Below are 14,606 nucleotides of genomic sequence, written 5' to 3'. Positions count from 1 at the left end.
CGGGGCGGGGAAAGCACACGCCATGTTCAAGAAAATCCTGATTGCCAATCGCGGCGAAATCGCCTGCCGCGTCATCAAGACCGCCAAGGCCATGGGCATCAAGACCGTGGCTGTCTATTCCGAGGCCGATGCCGACGCGCTCCATGTGCGCATGGCGGATGAAGCCGTGCTGATCGGCCCGGCCGCTGCGCGCGACTCCTATCTGGTGATCGAGAAGATCATCGAGGCCTGTAAGGAAACCGGCGCCGAGGCGGTTCACCCCGGCTACGGCTTCCTCTCCGAGAACATGAAATTCGCGGAGGCCTTGAAGAAGGCCAAGATCACCTTCATCGGCCCCGATCCCCATGCCATCCACGCCATGGGCGACAAGATCGAATCGAAGAAGCTCGCCAAGCAAGCGGGCGTCAACATGGTCCCCGGCTTCCTTGAGGTGATCAAGGATGCGGATCACGCGGTCAAGATCGCCCGCGAGATCGGCTATCCGGTCATGATCAAGGCCTCGGCCGGCGGCGGCGGCAAGGGCATGCGCGTCGCCTATAACGATGCCGAGGCCAAGGATGGTTTCCGCTCAGCGACGTCGGAAGCGAAATCCTCCTTCGCCGATGACCGCGTCTTCATCGAGAAATTCATCGAGGAGCCGCGCCATATCGAGATCCAGGTTCTGGCGGACGGGCATGGCAATTGCCTCTATCTGGGCGAGCGCGAATGTTCGATCCAGCGCCGCCACCAGAAGGTGATCGAGGAGGCGCCCTCGCCCTTCCTCGACGAAAAGACCCGCGCCGCCATGGGCGAACAGGCCGTGGCGCTCGCCAAGGCCGTGCAATACAAATCCGCCGGCACGGTCGAATTCATCGTCGACGGCAAGCGCAATTTCTATTTCCTCGAGATGAACACCCGGCTCCAGGTCGAGCATCCGGTCACTGAAATGATCACCGGCCTCGATCTGGTCGAACAGATGATCCGGGTCGCCGCCGGCGAGAAGCTGAAACTCAAACAGAGCGATGTGAAGCTGAAGGGCTGGGCGATCGAGGCGCGTGTCTATGCCGAGGATCCCTTCCGCAATTTCCTCCCCTCGATCGGTCGCCTGGTGCGCTACCGGGAACCCAGCGGTGGGTCGCAGGTGCGCGTCGATTCCGGTGTCTATGAAGGTGCCGAGATCGGCATGTTCTACGACCCCATGATCGCGAAACTGGTGACCTACGGCGCCGACCGGCGCGAGGCCACGCAGGCGATGCGCGACGCTCTCGACGCCTTCTATATCCGCGGCCTCAACCACAACATTCCCTTCCTCTCGGCCCTGCTGGCGCATGAACGCTTCGCGGCCGGGCGGCTCACCACCGGTTTCATCGCCGAGGAATTCCCGGACGGCTTCCACGGCGTCGATCTTCCGGAATCCGCTCTGGCCGATCTCGTCGCCGTGGCGGCTTCCATCCATCATCAATACGAGCTTCGCGCCCATGCGCGGGCGCCGCGTTTTCACAGCAACGGCTCGGCGGTGAGCGGTGAATGGGTGGTGAAGCTGGGGACCGCGAAACATGCCGTGACCTTGGCCGAAACCGCGGCGGGTTTTGCCGTCATCGACGGCAAGAAGAGCCGCGAATTGGTGAGCGACTGGAAATTGGGCGACGTGCTCTGGCGCGGCCGCATCGACGGGCGCCCCATCACCGTGCAGATCGACCGTGTCGGCATCGGCTACCGTCTCACCTATGCCGGCGCACAGGCGAGCCTCCTGGTTCTCACCCCGCGCGCGGCCGAGCTCGACAAACACATGCTGGTCAAGCAGCCGCCCGACATGTCGCGCTATCTCCTCTCGCCGATGCCGGGCCTGCTGGTTTCCCTGGCCGTTGCCGAGGATCAGGACGTGAAAGCGGGCGAGGAGCTTTGCGTGGTCGAGGCGATGAAGATGATGAACATTCTTCGCGCCGAGCGCGACGGCAAGGTCGCCAAGATCCACGCCAAATCCGGCGACAGCCTCAGCGTCGACCAGGTCATCGTGGAATTCGCCTGATGAGTGGCCAATCCATGAAAGGTGGGGTAGCCATGCGCTGCGTCATCAGCGGCAAGGTCCAGGGTGTGTGGTACCGCGCCTGGACTGTGCAGGAGGCCGAGAAGCTTGGCCTCAAGGGCTGGGTGCGCAATTGCATGGACGGCTCCGTGGAAGCGCTCTTCGCCGGCCCCGCCGACAAGGTGGCCGCCATGATCGACCTCTGCCATACCGGCCCGCGCGCCGCTCGCGTCGGCGCGGTCACCGCCGAGGATTTCAAGGGCGACATCCCGCAGGATTTCCGCCAACGCGACGACGCGTGAAGACTACAGGCCCCTCACCCCAACCCTCTCCCCGCAGGCGCGGGGCGAGGGAGTTTTGATCGAGTTCGTTTAAAGCCCCTCGCCCCTCTGGGGAGAGGGGTTGGGGTGAGGGGTTCTTGTTTCTTAAGGAGACCATCGCATGAATCTCGGCATCAACGGCAAACGCGCCCTCGTTCTCGGCGCCTCGCAGGGCCTCGGCGCTGCTTCTGCTGCGGCTCTGGCCGCCGAAGGTGTTGCCGTGACATTGCTTGCGCGCAGCGGCGAGAAGCTCGCCGCGCGGGTGGCCGAGATCACCAGTGCCGGTAGTTCTGCCAATCTTCTCATCGCCGATCTCTTCGACCGCAAGAGTCTCGATCCCCTCTTCGCCGATCCGCGCGGCTACGACATCCTGGTCCTCAATGCACCGCCGCCGCCGCCGGTCGCGGCGCGCAACGTCGACCGGGTCCAATGGGGCCGTCAATTCGAGGCAATGTTCCTCAATCTGATCGAACTTGCCGCCCATCTCGGCAACGGCATGGCGGCACGCAAATGGGGCCGCATCCTCTCCATCGCCTCCACCAGCGTGCAGGAACCGATCCCCGGCCTGGTCTATTCGAATGCGCTGCGGGCTGCCTTGCAGAACTGGCTGAAATCGCTCGCCGACGAATTGGCGCCGCTGGGTGTCACGGTCAACACGGTGGCTCCCGGCGCCTTTGCCACCGAGCGCACCTCGTCCCTCGACCAAGCCGCCGCCACGCGCAGCGGCAAGACCCTGGCCGAGATCGAAGCTGAAGGTGTCGCCGGCATCCCCGTGGGCCGCTACGGCGCGGCCCATGAGTTCGGCGCCATGATCGCCTTCCTCGCCGGCGAGGCCTCGGCCTACACGACCGGCGCCTTTTTCCGCCTTGATGGCGGCTCGAGCAAAGGCGGGATCTGAGACCCGTCACTTGCGCCCCCACCCAACCCTCCCCCTAAAGGGAGAGGGCTTTCTAACCCAGTTCGCACTTCCACCTCGGTCTCAACTCCCTCTCCCTTTAGGGGGAGGGCCGGGGTGGGGGCGCTTTCAGTCTCGGCCTCCAAACACCTCCTCGAACGCGCCCATGAGCGCCATGTCCAGTTCCGGCATCGAGATCATGATGCCGAGCTTGGCGAGCGAGGTGACCCCGTAGGGTGACGCGGCGCTTTCGCTGATGCCGCAGGGGACGATGCCGTTGAAATGCGCGAGATCGGGTTCGAGGTTCAATGAGATGCCGTGATAGCTGATGCCGTGGCGCAGGCGAATGCCGATGGCACCGATCTTGTCCTCGCGCTTGCCCTCAACCACCCAGATGCCGACGCGCCCCTCGCGGCGCAGGCCGGTGATGTTGAAGCGGGCGAGGGTCCGGATCACCCATTCCTCGAGATCGTGGACGAAGCCCCGCACGTCGCCGCCCCGTGCCTTCACGTTCAGCATGACATAGGCCACGCGCTGGCCGGGGCCGTGATAGGTGAATTGCCCACCGCGCCCGCTTTCATAGACCGGGAAGCGGTCGGGGATGAGGAGGTCGCCTGCTTTGGCACTGGTTCCGGCCGTGTAAAGCGGCGGATGTTCCACCAGCCAGACCGTCTCCGGGGCGGATCCCGCGCGAATCTCGTCGACGCGTTTTTCCATGAAAGCGGTGGCGTCGGGGTACTCGATCAACCGATCTTCGATCAACCACGTCACTGGGCCCGATTCACTCACGGCAAGTCCTTTGAAAGATTAGGTTTTTTGTTTGCTTGATCGGCTCGCACCGATTTGCTATTCCCCGGCGCGCTGTCTGGCAAGGGTCAAGTGACCTTCGCAGGGCGCGGTCGTGGCGGAATTGGTAGACGCGCAGCGTTGAGGTCGCTGTGGGGCAACCCGTGGAAGTTCGAGTCTTCTCGACCGCACCAAACTGACAGCAAGCTGATGGAGCCGCCTCAAGGCTCGCCTATCTCCCTGAATCGACGTAAAAAATCCCCTTCGGGGGCCTCGCCGCGCTGGTATCGCGTGGCCACGCCGCTATAATCCGCGCCCAATGGGGCGGCATAGGATCAGCCGCCCAGACCTTGGATGAGGGATGCGATGGCGGACGAGACCTTGCGGGAAGGTGCCCTGGAATATCACCGGCACCCGAAACCGGGCAAAATCGCCATCACCGCGACCAAGCCGCTGGCCAACCAGCGCGACCTGGCCCTCGCTTATTCCCCCGGCGTCGCCGCCGCTTCCGAGGCCATCGCCGCCGATCCCGCCACGGCCGCCGAATATACCAGCCGCGGCAATCTCATCGCCGTGGTGACCAACGGCACCGCCGTCCTGGGCCTCGGCGCGATCGGGCCGCTGGCCGCCAAGCCGGTGATGGAAGGCAAGGCCGTCCTCTTCAAGAAATTCGCCGATATCGACGTCTTCGATATCGAAATCGACGAGACCGATCCCGCGAAGCTGGTCGAAATCATCGCGGCGCTCGAACCCACCTTCGGCGGCATCAATCTCGAAGACATCAAGGCGCCGGAATGTTTCGAGGTCGAGGGCAAGCTGCGCGAGCGGATGAAAATCCCGGTCATGCATGACGACCAGCACGGCACCGCCATCGTGGTGGCGGCAGCGCTTATGAACGCGCTCGAAGTGGTGGGGAAGAAATTCGAGGATGTGAAGGTGGTGACCTCGGGTGCCGGTGCCGCGGCGCTCGCCTGTCTCGATCTCCTGGTGGCCCTCGGCCTCCCCATCCGCAACGTCACCGTGACCGATATCGTCGGTGTCGCCTATGAGGGCCGCACCGAACTGATGGATCCCCGGAAGGCGAAATACGCCCGCAAGACCGATGCGCGGACGCTGATGGATGCGATCCGCGATGCCGACGTGTTCCTGGGGCTCTCCGCGCCGCGTGTGCTGACCAAGGAGATGGTGGCGCTGATGGGAAGCCGCCCGATCATCTTTGCGCTCGCCAACCCGACGCCCGAGATTCTCCCCGAGGAGGTGAAGGCGGTGCGCCCGGATGCGGTCATCGCCACCGGCCGCTCGGATTATCCGAACCAGGTCAACAACGTCCTCTGCTTCCCCTTCATCTTCCGGGGCGCCCTCGATGTCGGCGCCACCCAGATCAACGAGGAAATGAAGGTCGCCTGCGTCAAGGCGATCGCCAAGCTCGCCCGCGCGGAATCGAGCGACGTGGTGGCCAGCGCCTATGGCGGCCAGGAATTGCAGTTCGGCCCGGAATTCCTGATTCCCAAGCCCTTTGATCCGCGCCTCATCGTCGAGATCGCGCCCGCCGTCGCCAGGGCCGCGATGGAAAGCGGTGTCGCCACGCGGCCGATCACCGATTGGCAGGCCTACCGCGCCAGCCTCGAGCAATTCGTGTTCCGCTCAGGCCTTGTCATGAAGCCGGTCTTCGAGCGCGCCCGTGCCGACCAGCGCCGCATCGCCTATGCCGAGGGCGAGGACGAACGCGTGCTCCGCGCCGTGCAATCCGTGGTCGACGAACGTCTCGCGCGCCCGATCCTGATCGGTCGCCGCGCCGTCGTCGAACGCCGCATCGAGAAGATCGGCTTGCGCCTGACCGAGGGCCGCGATTACGAGCTTTGCGATCCCGAAGGCGATCCGCGCTACAATGAATATTGGTCGCTCTATCACACCCTGACCGAGCGCAAGGGTGTGACACCCGATTCCGCGCGTACCCTGGTCCGCACCCGCTTCACCCTGATTGCCGCCCTCATGGTCCGGCGCGGTGACGCCGATGCCATGATCTGCGGCACGGTGGGGCGCTTCGAGCGGCATCTGGGTTACGTCCACGAAGTGATCGGCCGCAAGGCGGGCCTGAAGGCCTATTCCAGCGTCACCGCCGTCTTGCTGCATTCGGGCACCTTCTTCATCACCGATACCGAGGTGACCGCCTGCCCGACCGAGGACGAGATCGCGGAAAGTGCCGTTCTCTCGGCTGCCTGGCTCAGGCGCTTCGGCATTGCGCCCAAGGCGGCTTTGCTCTCGCATTCCAATTTCGGCTCGGGTGACACCGAATCGGCGCGCAAGATGCGCCGTGCCTTGGGCCTCATCCTGCAGCGCGATCCGGAGTTGGAGGTCGAGGGCGAGATGAAGGGCGATTCCGCCGTCTCGGAGGCGATCCGCGAGCGGCTCTTTCCGTCCTCGCGCCTCAAGGGCCGCGCCAATCTTCTGATCATGCCCAATCTCGACGCCGCCAACATCACTCTCAATCTGCTGCGCCTGCTGGGCGAAGGCCTTTCCATCGGCCCGATCCTGCTCGGCACCAATCTCCCGGCCCATATCGTCTCGCCAGCTATTTCCGTGCGCGGCCTCATCAATATGAGCGCCATCGCCGCCGTCGAGGCCCAGGACAAGGCCCCGGCCAGGAAGAAGCAAGAAGATGCCAGAGTTAGCGGATGACTGGGCCTGAGCTCGGCCCGGGTACTGCGCAGACCGACCGCGGCACCGTCGTCGAGACGGTGGACGAGGAGGAGCTCTACGGCCCCTCCGAGGAATTACTGGAGAATGTCTCGGCGGCTTTGGCCGCCGGCGATATTCCGCTGGTCGAAAACCTGATCGAGCCCTTGCATCCGGCCGACGTCGCCGATCTCATCGAGCATCTCGAGCCCGATCAGCGCAAGCTTTTCCTCGACATCACCCGGCACGCTTTGGAGCCGGAAACCATCTCGCATCTCGACGAATCCCTGCGCGACGAGGTGGTCGACCAGATGGCCCCGGCCGAGCTCGCCAGCATGGTCACCGAACTCGACAGCGACGATGCCGTCGATCTCCTGGAAGATCTCGATGACGAGACCCAGCGCCAGGTGCTGGACAATCTTCCTGCCGCCGACCGCCTCTATCTCGAACAGGGCCTCACCTATCCGGAGGACAGCGCCGGTCGCCTGATGCAGCGCGAGCTGGTGGCGCTGCCTGCTCTCTGGAATGTGGGCGAGACCATCGATTACCTGCGCGCCACCGCCGATCTGCCGGACGATTTCTACGATCTCTTCGTGCTGGACGCGGCGCAGAAGCCCTTGGGCTCGGTGCCGGTCTCGCGCGTCCTGCGCTCCAAGCGCGAGACGAAACTCAACGAGATCATGGACGAGGAATTGCGCCTCGTCCCCGCCGATACCGATCAGGAGGCGGTCGCCTATCTCTTCCGCCAATACGGCCTGATGTCGGCGCCGGTGGTGGATGCCGGCGGTCGCCTCATCGGCGTCGTCACGGTGGATGACGTGGTTCGCGTCATCGACGAGGAGGCCGAGGAAGACCTCCTCAACATCGTTGGCGTCGGCGATACCGATTTCCACGCACCCGCTTACGTGACCGCCTTCCAGCGCGTGCGCTGGCTGGTGGTGACCCTGGTCAACACGCTGATCGCCGCTTTCGTCATCTCCCGATTCGAGGACACGATCGGCCACTACCCGGCTCTGGCGGTCCTGATGCCGATCACCGCGGCGATGGGCGGCAATGCCGGCGTGCAGGTGATCACGGTCACCGTCCGGGCGCTCGCCACACGCGAAATCACGCCCAGTTCCAATGTCGGCCGCATCGTCATGAAGGAACTCACCGTCGGCCTGATGAACGCGATCGTCTTTGCCGTCATCCTCGGCACGCTCGGCGGCCTCTGGTTCGGCAGTGTCGGATTGGGCTTCGTTCTGGGCAGCGCCATGATCTTCAACATGGTCTGGGCGGGCTTTGCCGGCACCACCATCCCCATCGTCATGGAAAAACTCGGCTTCGACCCAGCGACCGGCGCCGGCCCCTTCCTCACCACCACCACCGATTGCCTCGGCTTCTTCGCGTTTCTCGGACTGGCGACGCTGTTTCTCACGTGATTTGATGATTGTCGTCCCCGCTTTCGCGGGGATGACAACAGAGGAGTGGAGTGGCAGGATCACACCATGCTTGATTTCGCCCTCGGTGAGACCGTCGATCAATTGCGCGCAAGCGTCGCCGCTTTCGCGGCGGCCGAGATTGCGCCGCGTGCCGAGGCGATCGACCGCGAGAATGATTTTCCGCACGATCTCTGGCGGAAATTCGGCGATCTCGGCCTGCTCGGCATCACGGTGGAGCCGGAATATGGCGGCGCCGGCATGGGCTATCTCGAGCATGTGGTGGCGATGGAGGAAATCTCCCGCGCTTCCGCCGCCGTGGGCCTTTCCTACGGCGCCCATTCCAATCTCTGCGTCAACCAGATCCGCCGCAACGGCACCGAGGCGCAGAAGAAAACCTATCTGCCGCCGCTCATTGCCGGGGAGAAGGTGGGCGCCCTTGCGATGAGCGAGGCCAGCGCCGGCTCCGACGTTGTTTCCTTGCGTCTGAAGGCCGAGGCGGTCGCGGGCGGCTATCGCCTGACCGGCACCAAGATGTGGATCACCAACGGCCCCGATGCCGATATCCTGATCGTCTATGCCAAGACCGATCCCGCCGCCGGCTCGCGCGGCATCAGCGCCTTCATCGTCGAGAAGACCGATCCCGGTTTCTCCTGCTCGCGGAAGCTCGACAAGCTCGGCATGCGCGGCTCCAATACCGGCGAGCTGGTCTTTGCCGATTGTTTCCTCCCCGCCGAAAGGCTGCTCGGCAACGTGAATGGCGGCGTGCGCGTCCTCATGAGTGGCCTTGATTACGAGCGTGCCGTGTTGGCGGGCGGGCCCTTAGGGATTTTGCAAGCCTGCCTCGATCTGGTGCTCCCTTACGTCCATGACCGCCAGCAATTCGGGGCACCCATCGGCACCTTCCAGTTGATCCAGGCCAAGATGGCCGACATGTATACCAACACCAATGCCGCCCGCGCCTATGTCTACGAGGTGGCGCGTGCCTGCGGCCGGGGTCAGCCGGTCCGCAAGGACGCCGCCGGCGCCATCCTCTTCGCCGCCGAGAAAGCCACCATGGCGGCCCTCGATGCCATCCAATGCCTCGGCGGCAACGGCTATATCAACGATTATCCGGCCGGGCGCCTGTTGCGCGACGCCAAACTCTACGAGATCGGCGCCGGCACCTCGGAAATCCGCCGCATGCTGATCGGCCGCGAGCTCTTCGAGGAAACGCTTTAGGGGGAACGTCGATGTCGCTGGAGATGCGCGGTGAATGCGAAAAATGCGCCCGGATCCTGCCGCCGGATTCGCCCGATGCCTATATCTGCTCCTATGAATGCACCTGGTGCGGTCCCTGCACGCATGCCATGAATCACATTTGCCCCAATTGCGGCGGCGATCTCCAGCGCCGCCCGACCCGTCAGAAGAAGGAAAGCTGACCATCATGTCCCGCCGCCTGATCTCCTCCGGTTCCGCCTTTGAAAAAGTGGCCGGCTATTCCCGTGCTGTCGTCGATGGCGACTGGATCTTCGTCTCCGGCACCACCGGCTTCGATTACGCGAAGATGAGCATCTCCGAGGATGTGATCGAACAGACCCGCCAGACCTTCCGCAATATCGAGGCGGCTTTGCAACAGGCCGGTTCCAGCCTCAAGGATGTGGTGCGCGCCCGCTACATCATCGTCGATCCCGCCGACTGGCCGAAAGTGGCCCCGGTCTTCGGCGAATATTTCGGCGAGATCCGCCCGGCCTCGACCGCCATCATCTGCGGCCTGGTCGATCCGAAGATGAAGATCGAGATCGAAGTCACCGCGAAACGGCAGGGTTAGATCTGTTTAGAGCCAACGACCCCTCACCCCGACCCTCACCCCGACCCTCTCCCCGCAAGCGGGGCGAGGGGGACTGGACTGAGCGTGTCAGTAAGCCCCTCGCCCCTCTGGGGAGAGGGGTTGGGGTGAGGGGCTGATACAACGAGATGCAGGAGCTTGGAAACACAATGTCGACCATCCTCATCACCGGTGCCAATCGCGGCATCGGCCTCGAGCTTACCAAACGCTATGCGGCCGAAGGCTGGACGGTGATCGCCTGCTGCCGCAAGCCGAAGGACGCAAAGGCGCTCATCGCGGTGAAAGGCGACATCGATATCCGCGCTCTCGACGTCGCGAAACCCGCCTCGATCGCGAAGCTGAAAGCAGCCCTCGGCAACCGGCCGATCGACGTGCTCCTCAACAATGCCGGCATCTACGGCCAGCGCGGTGGTTTCGGCAAGACCGATCCCAAGGATTTCATGGCGACCTTTCAGGTCAATACACTTGCACCGCTTCTGGTGTCGGAAGCCTTGCTGGGCAATCTCCTCAAAGGCGGCATGAAGAAGATCGCATCGATCACCAGCAAGATGGGTTCGATCGGCGATGGGCCGGGCGGCGGTGGTTATGCCTACCGCGCCTCGAAGACCGCGCTCAACATGGTGATGGCGAATGCCGCCGCGGAATTGAAGGGGAAGGGCATCGCAACCGTATTGCTGCATCCGGGCTGGGTACAGACCGATATGGGCGGGCGCAATGCGCCGGTCAAAAAGGAAGAAAGTGCCGCCGGCATCATGAAGGTGATCGCGGCGCTCACGCCCGCCACCAGCGGCCGCTTCTTCAATTACGATGGGTCGCCGCTGCCCTGGTAGAGGACGCCGCCATGGCACAGGCACCGATCGATTTTTATTTCGACTTCTCCTCACCCTATGGCTATCTCGCCGCCCACCGCGTCGAGGCTTTGGGCGCGGAAACGGGTCGCGAGATTCTCTGGCATCCGATCCTGCTGGGGGTCGCCTTCAAGGCGACCGGGCAATCGCCGCTGGTCAGCCAGCCCTTGCGCGGGCCCTATCATCTTAATGACATGAAACGCTCGGCACGGCGCTTAGGGTTGCCGTTCCAATTGCCGGACGGTTTTCCGCTTGCCACCATGGCGGCGGCCCGCGCCTTCTATTGGGCCGAGGCCACTTCGCCGGTGGCGGCGAAGAAACTCGCTCTGGCGCTGCTGAACGCCTGTTTCGCCGAAGGTACCAACATCACCAAGGCTGAAACAGTGGCCGCCATCGCGGCGGATCTGGGCTTCATCGCGGAAGCCGTGATGGCGGGGATCGCCGATCCCGCCATCAAGGAAAAGCTCCGTGCCGAAACCGATGTCGCGATCGCGCGCGGCGTGTTCGGCTCGCCCTTCTTCATCGCGGATGGTGAATTGTTCTGGGGCAATGACCGCCTCGCCGATCTCCGCGACTGGATCCTCACCGGCGGCTGGTGACAGGCCTTTGCGGCTCGCCTAAATTAGCTTCGCAGATTTCCCCTCACCCCAACCCCTCTCCCCGGAGGGGCGAGGGGCTTGAGACAAAACTCGATAGAAACTCCCTCGCCCCGCTTGCGGGGAGAGGGCCGGGGTGAGGGGCCTCACTCTTTCATTTAGTCAGGTGCCTTCATGCTCGATCAATCCTTCGCCCGCGACATCATCGCTGCCGTCGATGCCGGTTTCGACGCCCAGGTTAAGGCGACCTCGGCCCTCACCGCCATCCCGTCCCTGCGCGGGCAGGAGGCGACGGCACAGGATTTCATGGCGCGCCAATATCGCGACCGGGATCTTGCCGTCGATCACTGGAAGATCAACGTGGCCGACATCCAGCATCTGCCGGGTTTCTCGCCCGTCGCAGTTTCCTATGACAATGCCTTCAACGTGGTGGGTTCCCACCGCCCGCGCGAGAAGAAGGGCCGCTCGCTGATCCTCAACGGCCATATCGACGTGGTGCCGACCGGCCCCGTCGATCTCTGGACCAGACCGCCCTTCGAAGTTTACGAGCAGGACGGTTGGCTCTACGGCCGCGGCGGCGGCGACATGAAGGCGGGGCTCTATGCCAATTTAGCCGCCTTCGACGCGCTGGATCGCCTGGGGCTGCGCCCGGCCGGCGAGGTCTATCTGCAATCCGTGGTCGAGGAGGAATGCACCGGCAATGGGGCACTCGCCTGCCTGCAGCGCGGCTACCGCGCCGATGCGGCGATCATCCCGGAACCGATGGGCGATGCCGTTCTCTCGGCCCAGCTCGGCGTCATGTGGTTCCAGGTGAAGGTGCGCGGCAAGCCGGTTCACGTCGCCTATGCCGGCACCGGCTCCAATGCGATCGAGGCTGCCTTCCCCATCATCCAGGCGCTCCATGCGCTCGAAGAAAAATGGAACAAGGACCGCCACGAAATCTGGACCGAGCACAAGCACCCGATCAATTTCGTGGTCTCCAAGATCGAAGGCGGCGATTGGACCTCCAGCGTCCCCGCTTGGTGCACCTTCGACATGCGCATCTCCTTCTATCCGGGGATGGAACTTGCACGCGTGCGCCGCGATGTCGAGGAAACGGTGCGTCAGGCCGCTGCCGGCCATTCATTCCTGGCCAACAATCCGCCCCAGGTCGTCTATCACGGCTTCCAGGCCGAACCCTATGTGCTCCAGAACGCCGATGCCGCCATCGCCACCCTGGAAGGCGCGCATCGCCTTGCCTTCAACGCGGATCTTCCCAAGATCGCCACCACCGCCACCACGGATGCGCGCTTCTTCGGCCTCTATGCCGACACCCCGGCTCTGGTCTACGGCCCCCTCGCGGAAGACATCCACGGCTTCGACGAACGCGTAAATCTGCAATCGCTCCGCCGCATAACCCAGGGCATCGCCCTCTTCATGGCCGATTGGTGCGGGGTGGAGAAGAAGTAGGGGCGCCGACATGCCCATCGGAATGCTGCTGAAGATACTGTCCGGCCTCTGTCTGGCGGGGGTTCTGGCATCGTGTACTCCGGTGCCCTCTCGACCGGAGTTCGAAGCCTGTCAGCCGTTGCGGGTCGCAGATTGTATTGCGATTCTTGATACGAAGAAGCTGACCCTCCAAGAGGGCAATGCCGTCTTGAGGGACGTTGCTAGCGTTCATCTCAAAAATGAAAATCCTGATGCGGCCACGGACTATCTGAGTGTCGCTCTAAAACGCGACCCCACCGACGGCGTTGCTTATCGGTTGCGCGGTGATGCCTATGCCTTGCATGCCAGAATAAGGCAGAGAGACAATGACGATTTTGTGCCGGGCAGCGTAAGATGGCACTCAGCGGTGGCCAGCGAGAATTACTTGCTGGCCTCGATGTATGAACCCAAGAATCAATCAAACTACAGAAATGCCGTTTCGTTCGCGATAGCAGCCGATGCGTGCCATCTCGCGGAAATGATTCGGGCGCTACACGAAAAAGGCTTTGGCCAAACTAGCGACCAGGCCGCTCTGGCAGGTATGATCAAGGAAAAATGCGGCGTGGAGGATAAATGAGGCGGGCGAAGCTCCTCCTGTTTAGCATCGGCCTTGCCGCACTTCTTACCGGCTGTGCGACCTCACCTGACTTGCAAATGAGCCCGGTCGCAAAAGCCTGTCAGCCAATCAGCGTGGCAGATTGCCTCGCGCTCCTAGACCATGAGAAGCTCCCGGCCAAGGATAGCATCGAAGTTCTCCGGGAACTGGCTACGACGTATTTGGAAGATATGAACCCGGAGCGGGCGATTGAATATCTCGATGCCGCTATCGAACGTAACGACGCCGATGCGGAATCCTATCAGTTGCGCGGCCTGGCATTCGCTGTAAAGGGGCTGATGGAGCAAAAGAGCGACCAGAAACTCCAGCAGATCTTCGCCCAGTCCAGTTTTTTGCTCGCCGCCACGAATTACCTGATGGCGATCGCACACGACCCTGAGAATGAGATGAACTATGTCACCGCAGCGTCATTATTCGCTGCGAGCGGTGGGTGTAAGGTCGCCAAAAGTCTCGGCGAGAGCCATGAAAAGAAGTTCGGCAGGACGACCAAGCAGGACGAAATCGCTGACATTATCCAGGAAAAATGCGGCGGCTGATGCCATTGCATAACCGAAACCGTCCCGCCTGAAGAGGGCGCGCATGTCGACGAGCCAGCGCATGACGTTCTCAGTCTCAGTAACATCGTCATCCCCGGGCTTGACCCGGGGATCAGGGCCGGCTGGGCGAGATCCTTCGCTTGCTGACTGATGCCCGGGTCAAGCCCGGGGATGACGGAAAGTGGAGCGCGGAGCGCGGAAGCTGTACCCTACGGCAACAAAATATACGTCTTCCGCACCGTCTCGTGGATTTCCCAGACGCCCATGGAATTGGCCGGGAAATAGAGCGCGTCGCCGGCCTTGATCTCGACCGTCTGGCCGCTCTCGGCGTGGAAGGTGCAACGCCCCGCGACGAAATGCGCGAATTCCGCATTCTTGATCTGGCGCGTCCATTTGCCGGGCGAGCATTCCCAGATGCCGAAATCCGGCTCCTTTCCCTTCTCGGTGGGCGAGGTGCCGCGCAAGGCCGCGACCGGCGTGCCGATCGGCTGCTTGACCGGGCCCCAATCCTCCAATTGGCTCGAAGGGATACCGGGCGCATTGTCGAGGCGCTTGATCATGTCCTGCTCCTGAAATCTGATCTGGTCGGAAGGGTGGGGAATTATTGCGGCTGTG

Annotated in this window: 15 protein-coding genes and 1 tRNA gene; 14 read left to right on the top strand and 2 right to left on the bottom strand. The window is 63.1% G+C overall.

Annotated elements, in window-relative coordinates:
• Positions 1–22 precede the first annotated feature (22 nt).
• From accC to ACE3PR_RS21560, 3 genes are all read left to right on the top strand, one after another.
• Positions 23–2,008 (top strand): acetyl-CoA carboxylase biotin carboxylase subunit, encoded by a 1,986-nt coding sequence (gene accC / locus ACE3PR_RS21570; RefSeq protein WP_374376448.1) that lies wholly within the window; start codon positions 23–25, stop codon positions 2,006–2,008.
• Positions 2,009–2,040: 32 nt separating this feature from the next.
• The gene (locus ACE3PR_RS21565; protein WP_374376525.1) at positions 2,041–2,307 is read left to right on the top strand and encodes an acylphosphatase; all 267 of its coding nucleotides are present in this window, start codon (positions 2,041–2,043) and stop codon (positions 2,305–2,307) included.
• Positions 2,308–2,446: 139 nt separating this feature from the next.
• Positions 2,447–3,223, top strand: a complete 777-nt coding sequence (locus ACE3PR_RS21560; RefSeq protein ID WP_374376446.1) for an SDR family oxidoreductase — start codon at positions 2,447–2,449, stop codon at positions 3,221–3,223.
• A 126-nt stretch (positions 3,224–3,349) separates the two neighbouring features.
• On the opposite strand, the gene lipB is transcribed toward ACE3PR_RS21560, so the two are convergent.
• Positions 3,350–3,991, bottom strand: coding sequence for a lipoyl(octanoyl) transferase LipB (gene lipB / locus ACE3PR_RS21555; RefSeq protein ID WP_374376444.1), 642 nt, complete (start codon positions 3,989–3,991; stop codon positions 3,350–3,352).
• A 124-nt stretch (positions 3,992–4,115) separates the two neighbouring features.
• Between lipB and ACE3PR_RS21550 the strand changes: the two genes are divergently transcribed.
• The 11 genes from ACE3PR_RS21550 to ACE3PR_RS21500 all read left to right on the top strand — a co-directional run bounded on the left by ACE3PR_RS21550 (position 4,116) and on the right by ACE3PR_RS21500 (position 13,991).
• A tRNA-Leu gene (locus ACE3PR_RS21550) sits at positions 4,116–4,200 on the top strand.
• A 172-nt stretch (positions 4,201–4,372) separates the two neighbouring features.
• Positions 4,373–6,685, top strand: coding sequence for an NADP-dependent malic enzyme (locus ACE3PR_RS21545; protein WP_374376442.1), 2,313 nt, complete (start codon positions 4,373–4,375; stop codon positions 6,683–6,685).
• On the top strand, positions 6,682–8,103 hold the full coding sequence (gene mgtE, locus ACE3PR_RS21540; protein ID WP_374376440.1) for a magnesium transporter: 1,422 nt from the start codon (positions 6,682–6,684) through the stop codon (positions 8,101–8,103). The genes ACE3PR_RS21545 and mgtE overlap by 4 nt, the downstream gene beginning before the upstream one ends.
• A 66-nt stretch (positions 8,104–8,169) precedes the next feature.
• Positions 8,170–9,321, top strand: a complete 1,152-nt coding sequence (locus ACE3PR_RS21535; protein WP_374376438.1) for an isovaleryl-CoA dehydrogenase — start codon at positions 8,170–8,172, stop codon at positions 9,319–9,321.
• An 11-nt stretch (positions 9,322–9,332) separates the two neighbouring features.
• Entirely contained in the window at positions 9,333–9,521 is a 189-nt protein-coding gene (locus ACE3PR_RS21530; RefSeq protein WP_374376436.1) for a DUF1272 domain-containing protein, read from the top strand.
• A 5-nt stretch (positions 9,522–9,526) separates the two neighbouring features.
• The gene (locus ACE3PR_RS21525; RefSeq protein ID WP_374376434.1) at positions 9,527–9,910 is read left to right on the top strand and encodes a RidA family protein; all 384 of its coding nucleotides are present in this window, start codon (positions 9,527–9,529) and stop codon (positions 9,908–9,910) included.
• Positions 9,911–10,077: 167 nt separating this feature from the next.
• A complete protein-coding gene (locus ACE3PR_RS21520) occupies positions 10,078–10,758 on the top strand; it encodes an SDR family oxidoreductase (RefSeq protein WP_374376431.1) in 681 nt (226 codons plus the stop codon).
• A gap of 11 nt (positions 10,759–10,769) precedes the next feature.
• Positions 10,770–11,375 (top strand): 2-hydroxychromene-2-carboxylate isomerase, encoded by a 606-nt coding sequence (locus ACE3PR_RS21515; RefSeq protein ID WP_374376429.1) that lies wholly within the window; start codon positions 10,770–10,772, stop codon positions 11,373–11,375.
• 171 nt (positions 11,376–11,546) lie between these two features.
• Positions 11,547–12,821, top strand: coding sequence for an ArgE/DapE family deacylase (locus tag ACE3PR_RS21510; RefSeq protein ID WP_374376427.1), 1,275 nt, complete (start codon positions 11,547–11,549; stop codon positions 12,819–12,821).
• Between the two features lie 10 nt (positions 12,822–12,831).
• On the top strand, positions 12,832–13,416 hold the full coding sequence (locus ACE3PR_RS21505; RefSeq protein ID WP_374376425.1) for a hypothetical protein: 585 nt from the start codon (positions 12,832–12,834) through the stop codon (positions 13,414–13,416).
• Positions 13,413–13,991, top strand: coding sequence for a hypothetical protein (locus ACE3PR_RS21500; protein WP_374376423.1), 579 nt, complete (start codon positions 13,413–13,415; stop codon positions 13,989–13,991). The genes ACE3PR_RS21505 and ACE3PR_RS21500 overlap by 4 nt, the downstream gene beginning before the upstream one ends.
• A 209-nt stretch (positions 13,992–14,200) precedes the next feature.
• Here ACE3PR_RS21500 and ACE3PR_RS21495 read toward each other — a convergent pair whose 3' ends face one another.
• Positions 14,201–14,551: a cupin domain-containing protein gene (locus ACE3PR_RS21495; protein WP_374376421.1), complete on the bottom strand. Its 351-nt coding sequence runs from the start codon at positions 14,549–14,551 to the stop codon at positions 14,201–14,203.
• Positions 14,552–14,606: the final 55 nt, after the last annotated feature.

This window comes from Dongia sp., from assembly GCF_041909655.1.
Classification (GTDB): Bacteria; Pseudomonadota; Alphaproteobacteria; order Dongiales; family Dongiaceae; genus Dongia.
This window is presented reverse-complemented; position numbering and strand designations above follow the sequence as displayed.